Consider the following 14954-nt stretch of genomic DNA (forward strand, 5'->3'; position numbering starts at 1 on the left):
TCAGGTGGACGTTTCTCCGTCTTTTTTTACCGGAGAAACACACATGTCTGTTTTACTGCCAGAAAACAAACCGTTTTCATTTCTGAGTCTGATCATGCAACGGCTGTACCGTTTTTATGACCGTATACCGTTTGTTTCGTCAGGGATACCCGGTGAATTACCGTGGATAAGTAACCGAACCGGCCGGCGCGCTTACCGTGCGACGGTGGTGAAAGTGAATCCCCGGCAGTTCAGGATCCGCATTACTGTACGTCTGGGCGCGCATTCGAAAGAATACCGCTTTCATTCGTTGATAACCTCGCTGGACAGCAGGACATTTTGTTCCATAAAAGCGGCCTCCCGTGCCGGATTTGCACTGACATACCAGCTGGCACAGGTGCGTTATGCCTGGTGTCGCTGATTTGTTGTACTGATAGCACCATTGACTTTTTGTTATGACCCCGCCCGGCGGATTGATTTCCGTCAGGAGATGAATCCGCCATTTTTTTAATCAGAATGAGGATTTATCACATGGGATATACACATTATTTTACACAAAAACAAAGCGTTGACCCCCTGATGTGGCAGAACTTCCGTGAACATCTGGACAAGCTCTATCACCACTATCTGGCCAATCCCATATCCGCAGAGCAGATTTGCGGCGGATACCCAGATAAACCTATTGTGTTGTGTGATGGCCTGGAGGAAAAACGGCTGAATGATGGCTCATTATTCACCGACGACGGTGAGGCGCTTTGTTTTAACGGTAATGCGGCTGATGACATGAATCATGAGACGTTTATTGTTCAGCGCGAAATCCCCGTAGAGGACTACTGGGATTTCTGCAAGACAGCATACAAACCCTATGACGTGTTTGTAGTCGCGGCATTACTGTTGTTGTACAACCTGTGCCCGGGATATTTTTCGGTCTCTTCTGACGGGGATATCCGGGACTGGCAGCCGGTGCTGGACTATGTCAGTCAGGTATTTCCTTATCTTATCCTGACGTTACCGGAAGGGATAGGTTTACCGGAGGCAGGATAATGGCCAGAGCCTGTACGATACGGGAACTGATAGCGGATTTATCCCGCTGCAATCCGGAGGCATTCGTCTTGTGTGAGATGTGGTTCCCCGATGATGTTACCTATGTTGATGAAACGGCTTGTCCGGCAGAGACACGGGCAACATTAACGCATGTTGCACATCATTTTGATGCGGAGCTGGGGATCAACTGGGACACGCTGGCGTGTGCGTTATCGTGTGTCAGAGATGCTGAGCAGAAGGGACTCGATATTTACTTTTATGCCAGTGAAAAGCGTGGTACAGACAAAAGCCGGATACCCGCCTCACGTTACGCAGAAGCGGACAGCGACGGCGATATTGAAGTCGGGTATTTCCGTAAGGTTAATGCGCTGTTTAAGTGGGTGCATGACCATATCGGGGCTTTTGAGAACTGTGAAAAGGTGCTGGTGACAGAGGCCCATCTGCGGGCTTTACAGCAGGACTTGCAGGCACTGACACCGGAAAACTGTCAGACACGGTTCCCGACCACTGAGGGCTTTTTCTTTGGTTCAACGGCTTATGATGAGGCGTACTGGGCTGATGTGGAAGGCGTCAGACGCTGGCTGTCAGAGATAACGGAGACGTTTGACTTTGACGCAGAGTCACTGTTTTTTGTGGCCTGGTGGTAATCAGGTAAGGTGTTTCCCCGGGAAGCACTGAACACATTTTAATCAGTGTTTCCACTGGAAACGCCGGTTGAAAATTAACCATATTGTTTTTTCACCTGATGGTGTATCTCACCGTCAGGACGGGATACACCTTTTTTATTGAGGGTATTCCGATGAAAAAATCTGACCGTAAACGCCGTCCGGCAGCGGATAAGCCGGTTCGCGATATTTATCAGGAAGTGACTGACCGTATTGTGGCCGCGCTGGAAAAAGGCACCCGTCCGTGGAAACGACCATGGCGGCCGTCGGAAGGGACAGGCACCGGTTTTCCGGTGAACGCCCTGACCGGTCATTCCTACCAGGGGATAAATGTGCTGCTGTTATGGTTGTCGGCGGCGGAGCAGGGCTTTGGTTACGATATCTGGCTGACTTACCGTCAGGCACAGCAACTGGGTGGCCATGTCCGTAAAGGCGAAATGGCGACGAATACTGTGATATTCAAACCGGTGAAGGTGCCGGCAAAAGACCGTCACGGTGAGCTGCTGCGGGATGAACACGGTGAGGTGGTGATGACGGAGGTGCCGATGATAAAGGCGAATCCGTTATTTAACATAGCCCAGTGTGATGACCTGCCGGCGCATTTTTACGAAAACCGGCGACTACCCGGAGAGGAGACAGCAGGGATAACCCTGCCGGCCACGCACCGGGTGCTGGATATCCTGAATGCCAGCGGCGTGAAGGTGACCAGTGCGGCGCAGAACCGGGCGTATTACAGTCCGTCACAGGACCGGATTGTGATGCCGCTGTCGTCACAGTTTGACCGGAATGCCGATTACCAGGCCACCTTACTGCATGAGTTGGTGCACAGTACCGGTCATCCGTCCAGGCTGGCCCGTGAAGGCATCACCTCATCGTCCCTGAAGTTTGGTGACCCGCTGTACAGTTTTGAGGAGCTGGTTGCGGAAATGGGCAGCGCTTTTCTTTGTGCGCAGTTAAGCGTCGAGGGAGAAGTGAACCATGAAAGCTATCTTGACAGCTGGCTGCGGGTACTGAAATCGGACAAAAAAGCGTTGTTCCGGGCCGCCGGGCAGGCCCGCCAGGCCTGTGAGTTTTTACTGAATGTGGCCGCATCCCGACAGGCCGCGTAGGAGACTGCGATGAACAAAATGACCATTATCCGCTTTCAGTTACTGGTACATCAGTTACTGCAAGTGCATTACGGCATTACGCTGAGTGATACCGGATTGTCCGATGATGCTGAGGTGTCCCGGATGATTGAACTCGGGATATCGCCGGTATCGGTGGTCAACCGTCTGGTGGATAAGTACCACCTGGATAAACTGAATGCATCCTGTTATCTGCCGGCATCCCCGTATGTCAGTGACAGCGATGCCTTACTTGCACAGGCTCAGCTGAGCGGTGCCATTAACCCGGATGTCATGCCGGATAATCCTTAACGATTAACGACTGACATCTTTCCCGTGAGGGCTTGTTCCTCACGGGATAAGCCCTCTTTTTTATTCTGAAAAGAGGACATCATCATGCCAAACTGGTGCTCGAACCGACTTGACATCACCTTACACAACGCGGCGGATATGCCGGCTCTTAAACACTGGATATATGCGGATGATGGGATACCCGCCTGGCAGACGGCGATAGCACAAAGTCTGCATTTGTTGCTGGCCGGCTGCGCGGGGATACTGAAACCGGTCAGACCGCTGTCTTTTCCGCCGTTACCGGAACTGACTTCATACGGTGCAACCGGGCCTGTTTCCCCGGGAAACACGGCTTTCACGCACTGGGTTGACCTGCTGATGACTGCACCGGATTTGACACCGTCATGTTGTCAGCAAATCCATCAGTGGTATCAGATGTGGTTATCTGAAGGCGGGGCGTACCATTCCTGGGACTCGCTGACGGCGACGCAGAAAGCGAGACTGTCCCCGTTGTTATCGGGAAGCAGTTTTGACTGGCTTAACCGGTTTACCGGAGAGGATGAGAGCCGGGTGGCGACAGCCTGGGAGGATATTCAGTACCTTCGCAGTACCGGAGAAGCCATACCGATGGATATGCGGACTCTGTTACCGACCAGCCTTGCGGCTGAATTACACGGTTTTAACGGCTGTTTATGGAAAACACCGGAGGTCATCTGGCGGCAGGCGCGCTGGCAGGCGTTTGCCCCCGGTAACAGTACATATCACCTTTATCAGTGCCGTTATGGTGTGAAATGGCCGAACGGCAGTGGTTTTCACTGTATTGATGGCGGGTATGCGACGGAGTTATCCGCAGAGTTTGATACTCCGTGGGGGCCGCCGTCAGCAGCGGTTTTGTGTGCTCTGTCTGCGCGTTTCCGCTGTCAGGTCCGTCATGTCTATGCCGAAGAAGGCTGTGGTTTCTGCGGATACAGCGAGTATGACCATGGCCGGTTAACCGACCATGAATCTGATGAGATTGAGTTCAGTGATGAAGAGAATGAGGACGGTTTCCAGGATGTGACGGGACCGGACTATATTCTTGATTCATTGCCACATTACGGAGGGTGAGGTTTCCGTACTGATTTAACTGACTGAAAACCCGGTAGTGATACCGGGTTTTTTTATTTTTTTCGGAAAACTAATTTCGGCTTTTGTTTTATTCCCGCATTGTTATCGTGATGCCGTCATTGAATGAGATGGGGGAGAGTGTGATGAGATGTGAATTTGGGCAGGGTGTGAGGGAGTGGGCTCAGGATTTTTGGAATGAAATTCTGTTTCCTTTTTTTGTCACAGCCGGACTTTTGTTGCCACTGATTCTGGTTGTGGGCGTTTTCCTGGTCTGGGATGAACAGCGCCAGGCTGAGTGGGGGCGTTATTACCTGACGGAATGTCAGTTGGTGGAAAGAAACAGAAATGCGGGCTTCTGGTCAGGTCGGGAAAATATTCTGCAATGCGGAATGACCCGGGAGCATGTGAATGCGGACGCGTATGAAAAGGCCATCCGTGCCTGGCAGCAGAAACAGACAGAGACAGAATAATAAAACATTATTCATGTAATCTTCTGTTTTGTTGCCGGAATTATTTTTGTGGATGAGTTAACGTAATGAAAATAAGGTGCATTTATTATTTATTCTTATCCTGATATTAAAATAATTTATGTTTTATTTAATGTTGCGTTGTTGTTTTTACCGAATTAAAGAGGCAGTAACACCGATGTTACCGTGGTTTCGTAAATCGCTTTCCCGGAAAGCGGAAGAGAAAACATTGCGTGTTTCCCCGGGAAACACGCAGGAAAGGCCATTATTTATCCGTGACAGTGACGGCTTTTATTTACCGCAGGCAGCTGACGTATTGCTGACCACACCGCAGCGGCAAAACTGGTTACAGCAAATCAGCCGGGTGGTAGCGTTACCGGATAACCAGTACCGGGCACTTTGCCTGTCTCCTTTGCAGACGCTGGCAGAACGACTTCAGTGTGTGCCGGCATCAAAAACCGGGAAATATGCCGGCGAAGGGGGATTGCTGGATTTAACGCTGAATACGACAGCCTGGTGTATGCGGATGTCCCAGAAAGAGATGCTGCCCCGCGGGCTTCCGTCGGAAGAGCAGAGCCGTCAGTTCAGCGCCTGGAATGTGTGTGTTTTTTATACCGGACTGTTTTACTGGTTACCGTTAACGGCACAGTTTGAGGGACAACTGAACAGCCTGTCGGCGTGGCAGCCGGGGATGAGTGCGCCCACCGTACCGTATCGTTTTCGCTTTCATGAGCCGGTGCCGGATATGACGCATTTTCGCCGGACGACGGGGGCCATGATGGCTTTCCGGCTATTACCGGAGAAGGTAATCCACTGGTTGTCGGGTACACCAAAGGCGCTTCAGGCGTTGTCTGACGTGGTGACCGAGCCGGTAAACGGTGATAATGATTTACAGCGTGTGCTGAATGAGGCTCTGGCTGCGTTCCCCGCCGGTGCATTGCCGGCATTTTCTTCCGTTGTTTCTATGTCAGCGCCTGATGCTTCGTCTTCAGTGCTATCAGGGCAGCCGGAGAATGATATCGCGTCATTGGCGCCTGCTGAATTGGCGCAAAAGCCACAACCTGAAACTCCGTCTGTAACATCTGTATTGCCTCCGGAGTCTGTTACTTCAGAAAAAACAGAGAACGGAATTCACTGCGATATACCGCTAATGGTAGTTGCAGAAGCAGAAGGTGCGGTTGTCCATGGGGCACTTGATTCTGCTGATGAAAAAACTGTCTCAGATATGTCTCCTCCGTTATCTGAGGATATGAAATATGCACTTGAATTATCAGGTTTAATGCCGGAAATCTTATCTGATACTCAGACGGGCAATCGTGATGAGAAGGATGAACAGCGCGAAAACTGTCTGAGTATAAAAAATGAAGGAGAGGCTTTCTGGGCGTGGTTTAAGTCCGGATTATTGGGCGGAAAACTGGCAATAAATACGCCGGATGCGAAGGTTCACTGTGTCATGGAGTATTTGTTTTGCCAGAGTCCGGCTGTTTTTTATCAGTACATACAGGAGGCGGGTAAAAATCCGGATGATATCGGCCATATTATTTCTTCTTTTGAATCCCTTAAATTGCACCGGATTATTCGTCATGATACCCGACAAACAGGGCATTTCAGGGCTCGAATTTATGGTGAAAAACTGAATCCGCTGAGTGATAACAAAACATTAATTACGTTATCCCATAAAAAAATCAATGGTTACATGATTAAAGGACGTCAGATTTTTGGCATGAATATGCCGGAGGAATCATTGTTTATTCGTATTGTCGGAAGTTAAAAGCAGGAGGTGTTTATGAAAGATAATCACAGTTCTGATGAACATCAGCAGAAAGTGGATGTATGGGAGCAAATGCTGAGTAATTACTTTTACAATAAAGTATTACGGCCGGATACGGAGAAAACATACCGTAAGATGGTACGTCTTTTTCTGCGTTATTGCGGAGTTTGTGAAAATGCGTTACCGCTACCGGATGAAGTGACACATGAGCATGTGCTGAGATGGCGAAGAAATGAGCTGAATATTCAGAAAGTCCGGGAACGGACATGGAACACAAAAACCAGGCATATGCAGTCTCTGTATAATTATTGGATCAAAAAAGGGATTGTTTCACTTAAAGAAAACCCGTTCTCAGAAACACAAATTGAACCGGGTGAAAAACAGAAAAAAGTCTATACACAATCACAACTGAGAACGATTTATCGTATTCTGGAACAATTTCAGCAACAGGAAAATATGCTGCCACCTGATCAGGCTCACTTTCAGGCATGTGCGGTTTATCCCACTCGATTCTGGTTTGCTGTGCTGGAAACGCTGAGGCTGACGGCTATTCGTTTTAACCAGCTGATTAACCTGCATATTGGCGATCTGGATTTTGAGGAGTGTACGATCACATTGCGCAGTGAAAGCAGTAAAAATCACCGGGAATATCAGATTGCTTTTGTTCAGCCACTACGTTGTTTACTGGCGCCCTTGGTTGAGGAAATGCGTTGTCACGGGGCGGATAAAAACGATATTTTGTTTGATGTTCATCGTCTTTATCATAAACGACTATCCCGCTCTGAAACTCCACTCAGTCAGACGATACGTTCTTTTTTCCGTCGTTTATCAAAGGAATGTGGATTTCATGTCAGTCCCCATCGTTTCAGACATACACTGGCGACGACATTAATGAAACATCCTGAACGTAATATGCAATTGACGAAACAGATGTTAGGACACCGTAGTCTCTCTTCAACTATGGAATATATTGCTCTGGATGCATACAGTACAGTCAGGATCTTGGAGAATGAGTTAGGTGAGTTTTTAACAATGGGATTAGGTGGTGAACTTACAAGGCTAGCATCAAAAAGACAGAGGATGTGATATAAATAAAAAATATTTACACAAAGTTGACTATTTTATCAACTTTGTGTATAAGCTGGATTTGATTGAGAAGGGTGTTCTAGGAAAACACCCTTACTTGATAAATCATTGTCAACCACGTGAGAAGTCATGAGCGTGATTACAACTGAAATTCAAGTTTTAACCGAGCGTTGGAGATCTCACTTCCAGCGACCGTGCTAGGGAAACGGTTACACCATTTCCGAAAGGAAAGATGGTGCCCGGACTCGGAATCGAACCAAGGACACGGGGATTTTCAATCCCCTGCTCTACCGACTGAGCTATCCGGGCAACGAGGCGCATTAAACCGTATTCAGCGTGATGCGTCAACGTCTTTTTAATAAAAAATGCAAAAATAAGTTTGTTTGCTCTCTTTTTATTCTATTTGAGTCTGATTTTTCAGCACAAGCGATTTTCTAATAAAAAATGCTTAAATAACAATCAGTAAAGATAGTCCATTTTTATCTTTTAAAGAGATATTTTTCCTTTGCTTATCACTTAACCGCTTTTCTCTTCCTCTCATCGAGAGTAATGGAATAAGAGAATTAAATGAGCAATTACTCTAATTGCAATGTTGATATGCAATCAGCTTAGCGCACCATTTTTACGACATTGGGCGATTTTAAGAATATCTTGAGCTAATAGTTTTGCTGTAGTGATATCGTCAGCGTGACGATTGACCATTAAGCGACTTAAACAGCCTTCTAAGATGAGCTCCATTTGTTTAGCGACTAACTCACTATCTTCAAGATCAAGCTTGCGTAGTAGCGTTCTAGAGTATTCAAATGAGCTTTGCTTTTGGCGCTGGCTTAACTGATGGATTTGTGAATGCTCATCAGGATAAGCACTACAAGCAGCAACAAACAAACAGCCTGGGAAACGATTTTTTTCTAAGCGCATAGCCAGCTGATCGTAACGTGCTAGTAATTTTTGCTCTGTGGTCAGCGTATCATCTAACATCACTTGGCGTTGCCAAATATCAATTTGCTGTCCATGATGGCGCAGACAATCAAAAATTAACGCGTCTTTATCAGGCCAAAAAGGTTGGAGTTCAGATTCAGTAATATCAAATCCCTGCAATAACTCAGGCAACGTAGCGGCAAGCCCATGTTGCTCTAATTGGATAAGTACGTGGTCTAATAATGCTTCACGTTGCACGGAAATCTCCTTAAATCATAGTGTCGCAAGAGCACCATAATTAACAGATTTTAATCAGAAATGAAAGTAACAGCCGCGAGTGGGGTAGTGTCAAAATGAAATCCCCTCATCCATTTGGGTGAGGGGACTTATTTTTATATCTAGTTAAAAAGTAAAGCTTTTTGCAATGTCTTTTTAAATATTGGTTTTAAACTACAAAATCATACCGCCGAAGAGGAAACCAAATCCGACCGCTAATATCACACCGATAGTACCAGGAATAAAGAATGGATGGTTAAAGACTAATTTACCAATACGAGTTGTACCCGTATCATCCATTTGAACAGCAGCAACCAGTGTTGGGTAAGTTGGTAGAATAAATAGACCAGAAACTGCTGAGAATGATGCAATCGCTGTTAATGGAGAAACACCTAAAGCTAAAGCCATTGGCATTAACGCTTTTGCTGTTGCCGCTTGTGAATATAATAAGGCAGAGCAGAAGAAGAAAATAACCGCTAATAACCAAGGATGACCTGTGATTAAATCACCGGCAGTCAGTTTGATCCAATCGATATTACTTGAAACGAAAGTATCACCTAACCAAGCAACACCCAGAATACAAATACACGCACTCATACCTGCTTTAAATGTACTTGAGTTTAAGATGTTATCTGTTTTAACTTTACAGAAAACAGTAATAAGTGTTGCCACACTCAGCATAATGATAAGGATAGCGTTAGTGGTGTTCATTAACGGCTCTTTTACAATGCCTAAACTTGGGCTATTGATAATGGCATAAGTGACCACACAAATAACACCAAGTAAGAATAGCATTACAGAAGATTTAGCACCCGGTAATGTTTCTCTACGCTCTTTACTATTACGTAATTCAACTAGACCTTGCTCTAAACGTTGACGATAAATCGCATCATCAGACAGTTTTGAGTTAAATACCCAAGAGATGATGAATGACATCAGAATAATAGCAAGGAAGGTCGCTGGTAATAAAATAGATAACAGAGTGATATAACTTACTGTATTACCTTCACCGACCATTGCAGGGTTTTCCATGACTGATGCCATATAAACAACCGCAGCAGAAATAGGTGATGCTGTAATACCAATTTGCGCAGCAACCACACCTGTTGATAATGGGCGACAAGGTTTGATGCCTTGCTCTTTAGCAACTTCAGCAATAACGGGTAATGTAGCTAAAGAGATATTACCTGTACCTGCAAAGAGAGTTAATAAATAAGTCACAATTGGCGCAAGTATTGTGATGTATTTAGGATTACGTCTTAATAGTTTTTCTGTTTGATCAACTAAATAATCTAAACCACCAGCAACCTGCATCGCAGAGATTGCGGCAATAACAGCCATAATGATGGAGATCACATCAAAAGGGATAGTACCTGGTTTAACACCGATAGCGGCTAATACTAACACCCCTAAACCACCGGCAAACCCGATACCAATTCCTCCTAGTCTCGCACCGAGGAAAATGGCCAGCAGAACGATAATCAATTCTACGGCTAACATAGCGTTTACTCCTTGAGATAATTAAAAAAATGAGAAAGATAAGTTAAATTTTTGTTTTTACAATCAAGTAAAAAGGCACGTCTCTTAAAGAGTCCGTGCCTTGTATTTTTAAGAGCTCATTCTTATGTTTAACATGATTATGTTATGAAACATAAATATTAATCATCGAAGCGTTTTGCTTTGTAAGCCGGGTGTTTTAGGTTCTCAACAGAGAAGATATCATCCAGTTGTTCTTCAGTTAATAAGCCACGTTCTAATACCACTTCACGTACGCTCTTACCTGTTTCTGCACAAATTTTACCAACGATGTCGCCGTTGTGGTGACCGATGAATGGGTTTAGATAAGTTACGATACCGATTGAGCTAAATACGAAGTGTTCACAGATTTCTTTATTAGCAGTGATACCATCAACACATTTTTCAACTAAGTTACGGCAAGCGTTGCTTAATAGAGAAATTGATTCAAACATTGCTTGACCAATAGCCGGTTCCATTACGTTTAATTGTAATTGACCTGCTTCAGCTGCCATGGTGACGCAAGTATCATTACCGATAACTTTAAAGCAAGCTTGGTTCACAACTTCTGGGATAACTGGGTTTACTTTAGCTGGCATGATTGAAGAACCTGCTTGTAATTCTGGCAGGTTAATTTCTTTCAGGCCGGCACGAGGACCAGAAGAAAGTAAACGTAAGTCATTACAGATTTTAGACATTTTCACTGCTAGACGTTTTAATGCAGCGTGAACCATCACGTAAGCACCACAGTCAGAGGTTGCTTCGATTAAGTCTTCAGCTGGAACGCAAGGTAAACCAGTTACTTCTGCTAATTTTTCAACAGCTAATTTTTGGTAGCCAGGTGCAGTATTTAAACCAGTACCGATAGCAGTTGCACCTAAGTTCATTTCTAACAGTAATTCAGCAGTACGTTTTAGGTTTTTGATTTCTTCTTTCATTAATACTGAGAAAGCGTGGAATTCTTGGCCTAAAGTCATTGGTACAGCATCTTGTAATTGAGTACGACCCATTTTCAGGATGTCTTCAAATTCAGTTGCTTTTCTATCAAAACCTGCTTTCAGTAGCTCAATAGACTCAGTTAATTTAATAACAGAGTTATAAACTGCGATACGGAAACCACAAGGATAAGCGTCGTTTGTTGATTGGCTCTTATTCACGTGATCGTTAGGGTTCAGATATTGATATTCACCTTTTTGATGACCCATTAATTCCAAACCGATGTTTGCGATAACTTCGTTAGTATTCATGTTTAATGAAGTACCAGCACCACCTTGGAATACATCAACTGGGAATTGATCCATGTGTTTGCCTGTTTCTAAAACAACATCACAGGCTTTGATAATCGTATCAGCGATTTCGCGAGGAATAGTGTGAAGCTCTTTGTTTGCTAATGCAGCGGCTTTTTTCACCATGACCATACCGCGGATGAATTCTGGAACATCATTGATTGTACGATCACTGATGTAGAAGTTTTCAATTGCACGTAAAGTGTGGACGCCGTAGTAAGCATCAGCAGGAACTTCTCTTTTACCTAACAGGTCTTCTTCGATACGAGTTTTATTTGACATGAGAACCTTCTTATTAAAATTTTAACTGTCTAGTTATGCGCTTGTTAATAAAATATATCGTTAACGGTTAATAATGTAATATAACTTACCGTTTTGCTTGGTACTGACACGATCATATTCGGGTTGTAAGCAAATACCTTTAAGCTGGATCACTTTATAAGTAAATAACGCTGAATTATTTTCTTTTTGTGATCTATCTCATGGATTTTACAGTTCTACTTCTCTTTTTATGCTCCCTTGAAAAGGAGGATTAGGCTCCCCATTATTATGTAGATAAACTAAGAAAAAGCGAGTGTATAAGCTGTTAGCTTAGAGGTGGTTCACACTCCTTTCTATTAATAATATGAATCTTTTTTATAAAAGGAGAACCAAGTGCGTTGGCTCCCATTAATTGTTATCTGCCTTCTTATTTATATAGAAGCTGTGATTTTTGTGCATGTTGCCTCTTCAATTGGCGTTCTTACAACCCTATTCCTAGTGGTACTGACTTCTTGTGTCGGGATCTCTTTGGTCAAAAATCAAGGTGTGAAAAATATTGCTTCAATGCAACAAAAATTAGCCATGGGAGAAGTGCCTGCGGCTGAAATGGTGAAAAGCGTTTCGTTGGTGTTGGCAGGGATTTTGTTATTGATCCCTGGCTTCTTTACTGATTTCCTCGGCTTACTTTTATTGTTACCCCCATTACAAGCGCTATTGGTAACAAAACTGATTACGCGTATCAAAATTTATACCCCCGGACAGGGTGGAAATGGCTTTTCTTCCCATCAAGGTGGGAGTACTTTTGAAGGTGAATATCAACGTAAAGAAGATTCACCTAGTAAGCAACTGAATAATAAGGATGAACATCAGGATAATGACCATTTTTCTGATAAAAAATAATTAACTATAAGCATAATCATCTAAAAAGGGGATTTTTTGAAAAAAAACACTTTTCTCCCCCTTGAAGTTTTATTGGATGCCCCCACTTGTATCGTCATGGTACTGGTTCATCTTAGGCACTGGTATCAACCTTAATCCTGATATGGACTTTTTTATAGGAGATCTATTAATGAAGATTCGTCCATTACATGACCGTGTTATTGTTAAACGTAAAGAAGTCGAAGCTAAATCAGCAGGTGGTATCGTACTGACTGGCTCTGCAGCGGGTAAATCAACTCGTGGCGAAATCTTAGCAGTTGGTAACGGCCGTATTATGGAAAACGGTGAAGTCAAACCACTCGATGTTAAAGTTGGCGATATCGTAATTTTTAACGATGGTTATGGTGTTAAATCAGAAAAAATTGATAACGAAGACGTGCTTATCATGTCTGAAAGCGACATTTTAGCAATTGTAGAAGCATAATTTTTCTCTTTTAAGATCTTCTTAAACTGAACGAATTCAAAGGAAATATACGATGGCAGCTAAAGACGTCAAATTCGGTATAGACGCTCGTAATAAAATGTTACGTGGTGTTAATGTTCTTGCAGATGCAGTTAAAGTAACTTTAGGCCCTAAAGGTCGTAACGTTGTTTTAGATAAATCTTTCGGTGCACCTGTTATCACTAAAGACGGTGTTTCTGTTGCCCGTGAAATCGAATTAGAAGATAAATTCGAGAATATGGGTGCTCAGATGGTGAAAGAAGTTGCTTCTAAAGCTAATGATGCGGCAGGTGACGGTACTACAACTGCAACAGTGTTAGCACAAGCAATTATCGCCGAAGGCTTAAAAGCAGTTGCCGCTGGCATGAACCCTATGGATCTGAAACGCGGTATCGATAAAGCCGTTGTGGGCGCAGTAGAAGAACTGAAAAAACTGTCTGTTCCATGTTCAGATACTAAAGCTATTGCTCAAGTAGGTACTATTTCTGCTAACTCTGATGAAACCGTTGGTACTCTGATTGCTCAAGCAATGGAAAAAGTGGGTAAAGAAGGTGTCATCACTGTAGAAGAAGGTACTGGCTTAGAAGATGAGCTGGATGTTGTTGAAGGTATGCAGTTTGACCGCGGTTACCTGTCTCCTTACTTCATCAACAAACCAGAAACAGGTACAGCTGAGTTAGAAAATCCATTCATCCTATTAGTTGATAAAAAAGTCTCTAATATCCGTGAATTACTTCCTGTTTTAGAAGGTGTTGCTAAAGCAAACAAACCTCTGCTGATCATTGCAGAAGATGTTGAAGGTGAAGCACTGGCAACATTAGTCGTCAACAACATGCGTGGTATCGTGAAAGTTGCTGCGGTTAAAGCACCAGGTTTTGGTGATCGCCGTAAAGCAATGTTACAAGATATCGCTATTCTAACTAATGGTACTGTGATTTCTGAAGAAATCGGTATGGAGTTAGAAAAAGCAACGCTGGAAGATTTAGGCCAAGCGAAACGTGTTGTTATCAACAAAGATACGACAACCATCATCGATGGTCTGGGTGAACAAGAGGCTATCAGTGGCCGTGTTGCTCAAATTCGTCAACAAATCGAAGATGCAACTTCAGATTACGATCGTGAAAAACTGCAAGAGCGTGTGGCTAAATTAGCTGGCGGTGTTGCGGTAATTAAAGTCGGTGCGGCAACTGAAGTTGAAATGAAAGAAAAACGTGCTCGTGTTGATGATGCTCTGCATGCAACTCGCGCAGCAGTTGAAGAAGGCGTTGTTGCTGGTGGTGGTACTGCACTTGTTCGCGTTGCTAATGCGCTGCGTGAAATGACAGGTGATAACGAAGAACAAACAGTTGGTATCCGTGTTGCACTACGTGCAATGGAAGCGCCAATGCGTCAAATCGTTGCTAACGCAGGTGAAGAGCCTTCTGTGGTAGTTAACGATGTGAAAGCAGGCCAAGGTAACTACGGTTATAACGCTGCAACAGAAGCTTATGGCGATATGATTGAAATGGGTATCTTAGATCCAACTAAAGTGACTCGTTCTGCTCTGCAATTCGCAGCTTCTATCGCAGGTCTGATGATCACCACTGAAGCTATGGTGACAGATTTACCTAAAGACGAAAAAATGGATTTAGGTGCTGCTGGTGGAATGGGCGGCATGGGTGGAATGGGCGGCATGATGTAATTCATCTGCTAGCTGTTTTACACCAAAAACCCGAGCTTAGGCTCGGGTTTTTTTACATAATAAGTCGTTCTGGCTGTTTATATCATTTTTATCCAAAGCACCGTAAAACCCCGTCCTTCA

The 14954-nt window shown here is 44.3% G+C and carries 15 protein-coding genes and 1 tRNA gene; 12 read left to right on the forward strand and 4 right to left on the reverse strand.

The annotated features are described in order from the left end of the window. Positions 1–43 precede the first annotated feature (43 nt). The 9 genes from HMPREF3129_RS18310 to HMPREF3129_RS06895 all read left to right on the forward strand — a co-directional run bounded on the left by HMPREF3129_RS18310 (position 44) and on the right by HMPREF3129_RS06895 (position 7516). Entirely contained in the window at positions 44–400 is a 357-nt protein-coding gene (locus tag HMPREF3129_RS18310) for a hypothetical protein (protein WP_004239684.1), read from the forward strand. A 110-nt stretch (positions 401–510) separates the two neighbouring features. Then, a complete protein-coding gene (locus HMPREF3129_RS06860; RefSeq protein ID WP_000542402.1) occupies positions 511–1023 on the forward strand; it encodes a hypothetical protein in 513 nt (170 codons plus the stop codon). Then, on the forward strand, positions 1023–1670 hold the full coding sequence (locus tag HMPREF3129_RS06865) for a hypothetical protein (protein ID WP_004239680.1): 648 nt from the start codon (positions 1023–1025) through the stop codon (positions 1668–1670). The genes HMPREF3129_RS06860 and HMPREF3129_RS06865 overlap by 1 nt, the downstream gene beginning before the upstream one ends. Positions 1671–1822: 152 nt before the next feature. Beyond that, on the forward strand, positions 1823–2797 hold the full coding sequence (locus HMPREF3129_RS06870) for an ArdC family protein (RefSeq protein WP_012368428.1): 975 nt from the start codon (positions 1823–1825) through the stop codon (positions 2795–2797). 9 nt (positions 2798–2806) lie between these two features. Beyond that, entirely contained in the window at positions 2807–3106 is a 300-nt protein-coding gene (locus tag HMPREF3129_RS06875; protein WP_001038587.1) for a TA system toxin CbtA family protein, read from the forward strand. Between the two features lie 84 nt (positions 3107–3190). Continuing rightward, positions 3191–4192 carry a DUF1281 domain-containing protein gene (locus HMPREF3129_RS06880; protein WP_004245726.1) on the forward strand — a complete coding sequence of 334 codons (1002 nt, stop codon included), beginning with the start codon at positions 3191–3193 and terminating at the stop codon, positions 4190–4192. Positions 4193–4335: 143 nt separating this feature from the next. Continuing rightward, positions 4336–4662 carry a hypothetical protein gene (locus HMPREF3129_RS06885; protein WP_012368427.1) on the forward strand — a complete coding sequence of 109 codons (327 nt, stop codon included), beginning with the start codon at positions 4336–4338 and terminating at the stop codon, positions 4660–4662. Between the two features lie 175 nt (positions 4663–4837). Continuing rightward, positions 4838–6430, forward strand: a complete 1593-nt coding sequence (locus HMPREF3129_RS06890) for a TraI domain-containing protein (RefSeq protein WP_000938200.1) — start codon at positions 4838–4840, stop codon at positions 6428–6430. Positions 6431–6445: 15 nt separating this feature from the next. Beyond that, the gene (locus HMPREF3129_RS06895; RefSeq protein ID WP_000654298.1) at positions 6446–7516 is read left to right on the forward strand and encodes a tyrosine-type recombinase/integrase; all 1071 of its coding nucleotides are present in this window, start codon (positions 6446–6448) and stop codon (positions 7514–7516) included. A 233-nt stretch (positions 7517–7749) separates the two neighbouring features. On the opposite strand, the gene HMPREF3129_RS06900 is transcribed toward HMPREF3129_RS06895, so the two are convergent. The 4 genes from HMPREF3129_RS06900 to aspA all read right to left on the reverse strand — a co-directional run bounded on the left by HMPREF3129_RS06900 (position 7750) and on the right by aspA (position 11793). Then, a tRNA-Phe gene (locus HMPREF3129_RS06900) sits at positions 7750–7825 on the reverse strand. A 294-nt stretch (positions 7826–8119) separates the two neighbouring features. Further along, the gene (gene dicD / locus HMPREF3129_RS06905) at positions 8120–8692 is read right to left on the reverse strand and encodes a division control transcriptional repressor DicD (protein ID WP_036919072.1); all 573 of its coding nucleotides are present in this window, start codon (positions 8690–8692) and stop codon (positions 8120–8122) included. Between the two features lie 192 nt (positions 8693–8884). Continuing rightward, on the reverse strand, positions 8885–10210 hold the full coding sequence (locus HMPREF3129_RS06910; RefSeq protein WP_004245722.1) for an anaerobic C4-dicarboxylate transporter: 1326 nt from the start codon (positions 10208–10210) through the stop codon (positions 8885–8887). Between the two features lie 158 nt (positions 10211–10368). Then, on the reverse strand, positions 10369–11793 hold the full coding sequence (gene aspA, locus HMPREF3129_RS06915) for an aspartate ammonia-lyase (RefSeq protein WP_004245720.1): 1425 nt from the start codon (positions 11791–11793) through the stop codon (positions 10369–10371). A gap of 372 nt (positions 11794–12165) precedes the next feature. On the opposite strand from aspA, the gene HMPREF3129_RS06920 reads away from it, so the two are divergent. From HMPREF3129_RS06920 to groL, 3 genes are all read left to right on the forward strand, one after another. Next, positions 12166–12672 carry an FxsA family protein gene (locus HMPREF3129_RS06920; RefSeq protein ID WP_004245719.1) on the forward strand — a complete coding sequence of 169 codons (507 nt, stop codon included), beginning with the start codon at positions 12166–12168 and terminating at the stop codon, positions 12670–12672. A gap of 169 nt (positions 12673–12841) precedes the next feature. Continuing rightward, positions 12842–13135, forward strand: a complete 294-nt coding sequence (locus HMPREF3129_RS06925) for a co-chaperone GroES (protein ID WP_004249265.1) — start codon at positions 12842–12844, stop codon at positions 13133–13135. Positions 13136–13187: 52 nt separating this feature from the next. Continuing rightward, a complete protein-coding gene (gene groL, locus HMPREF3129_RS06930) occupies positions 13188–14834 on the forward strand; it encodes a chaperonin GroEL (protein ID WP_004245716.1) in 1647 nt (548 codons plus the stop codon). The last annotated feature ends 120 nt before the right edge of the window (positions 14835–14954 follow it).

This window comes from Proteus sp. HMSC14B05 (assembly GCF_001808035.1).
GTDB lineage: Bacteria > Pseudomonadota > Gammaproteobacteria > Enterobacterales > Enterobacteriaceae > Proteus > Proteus mirabilis.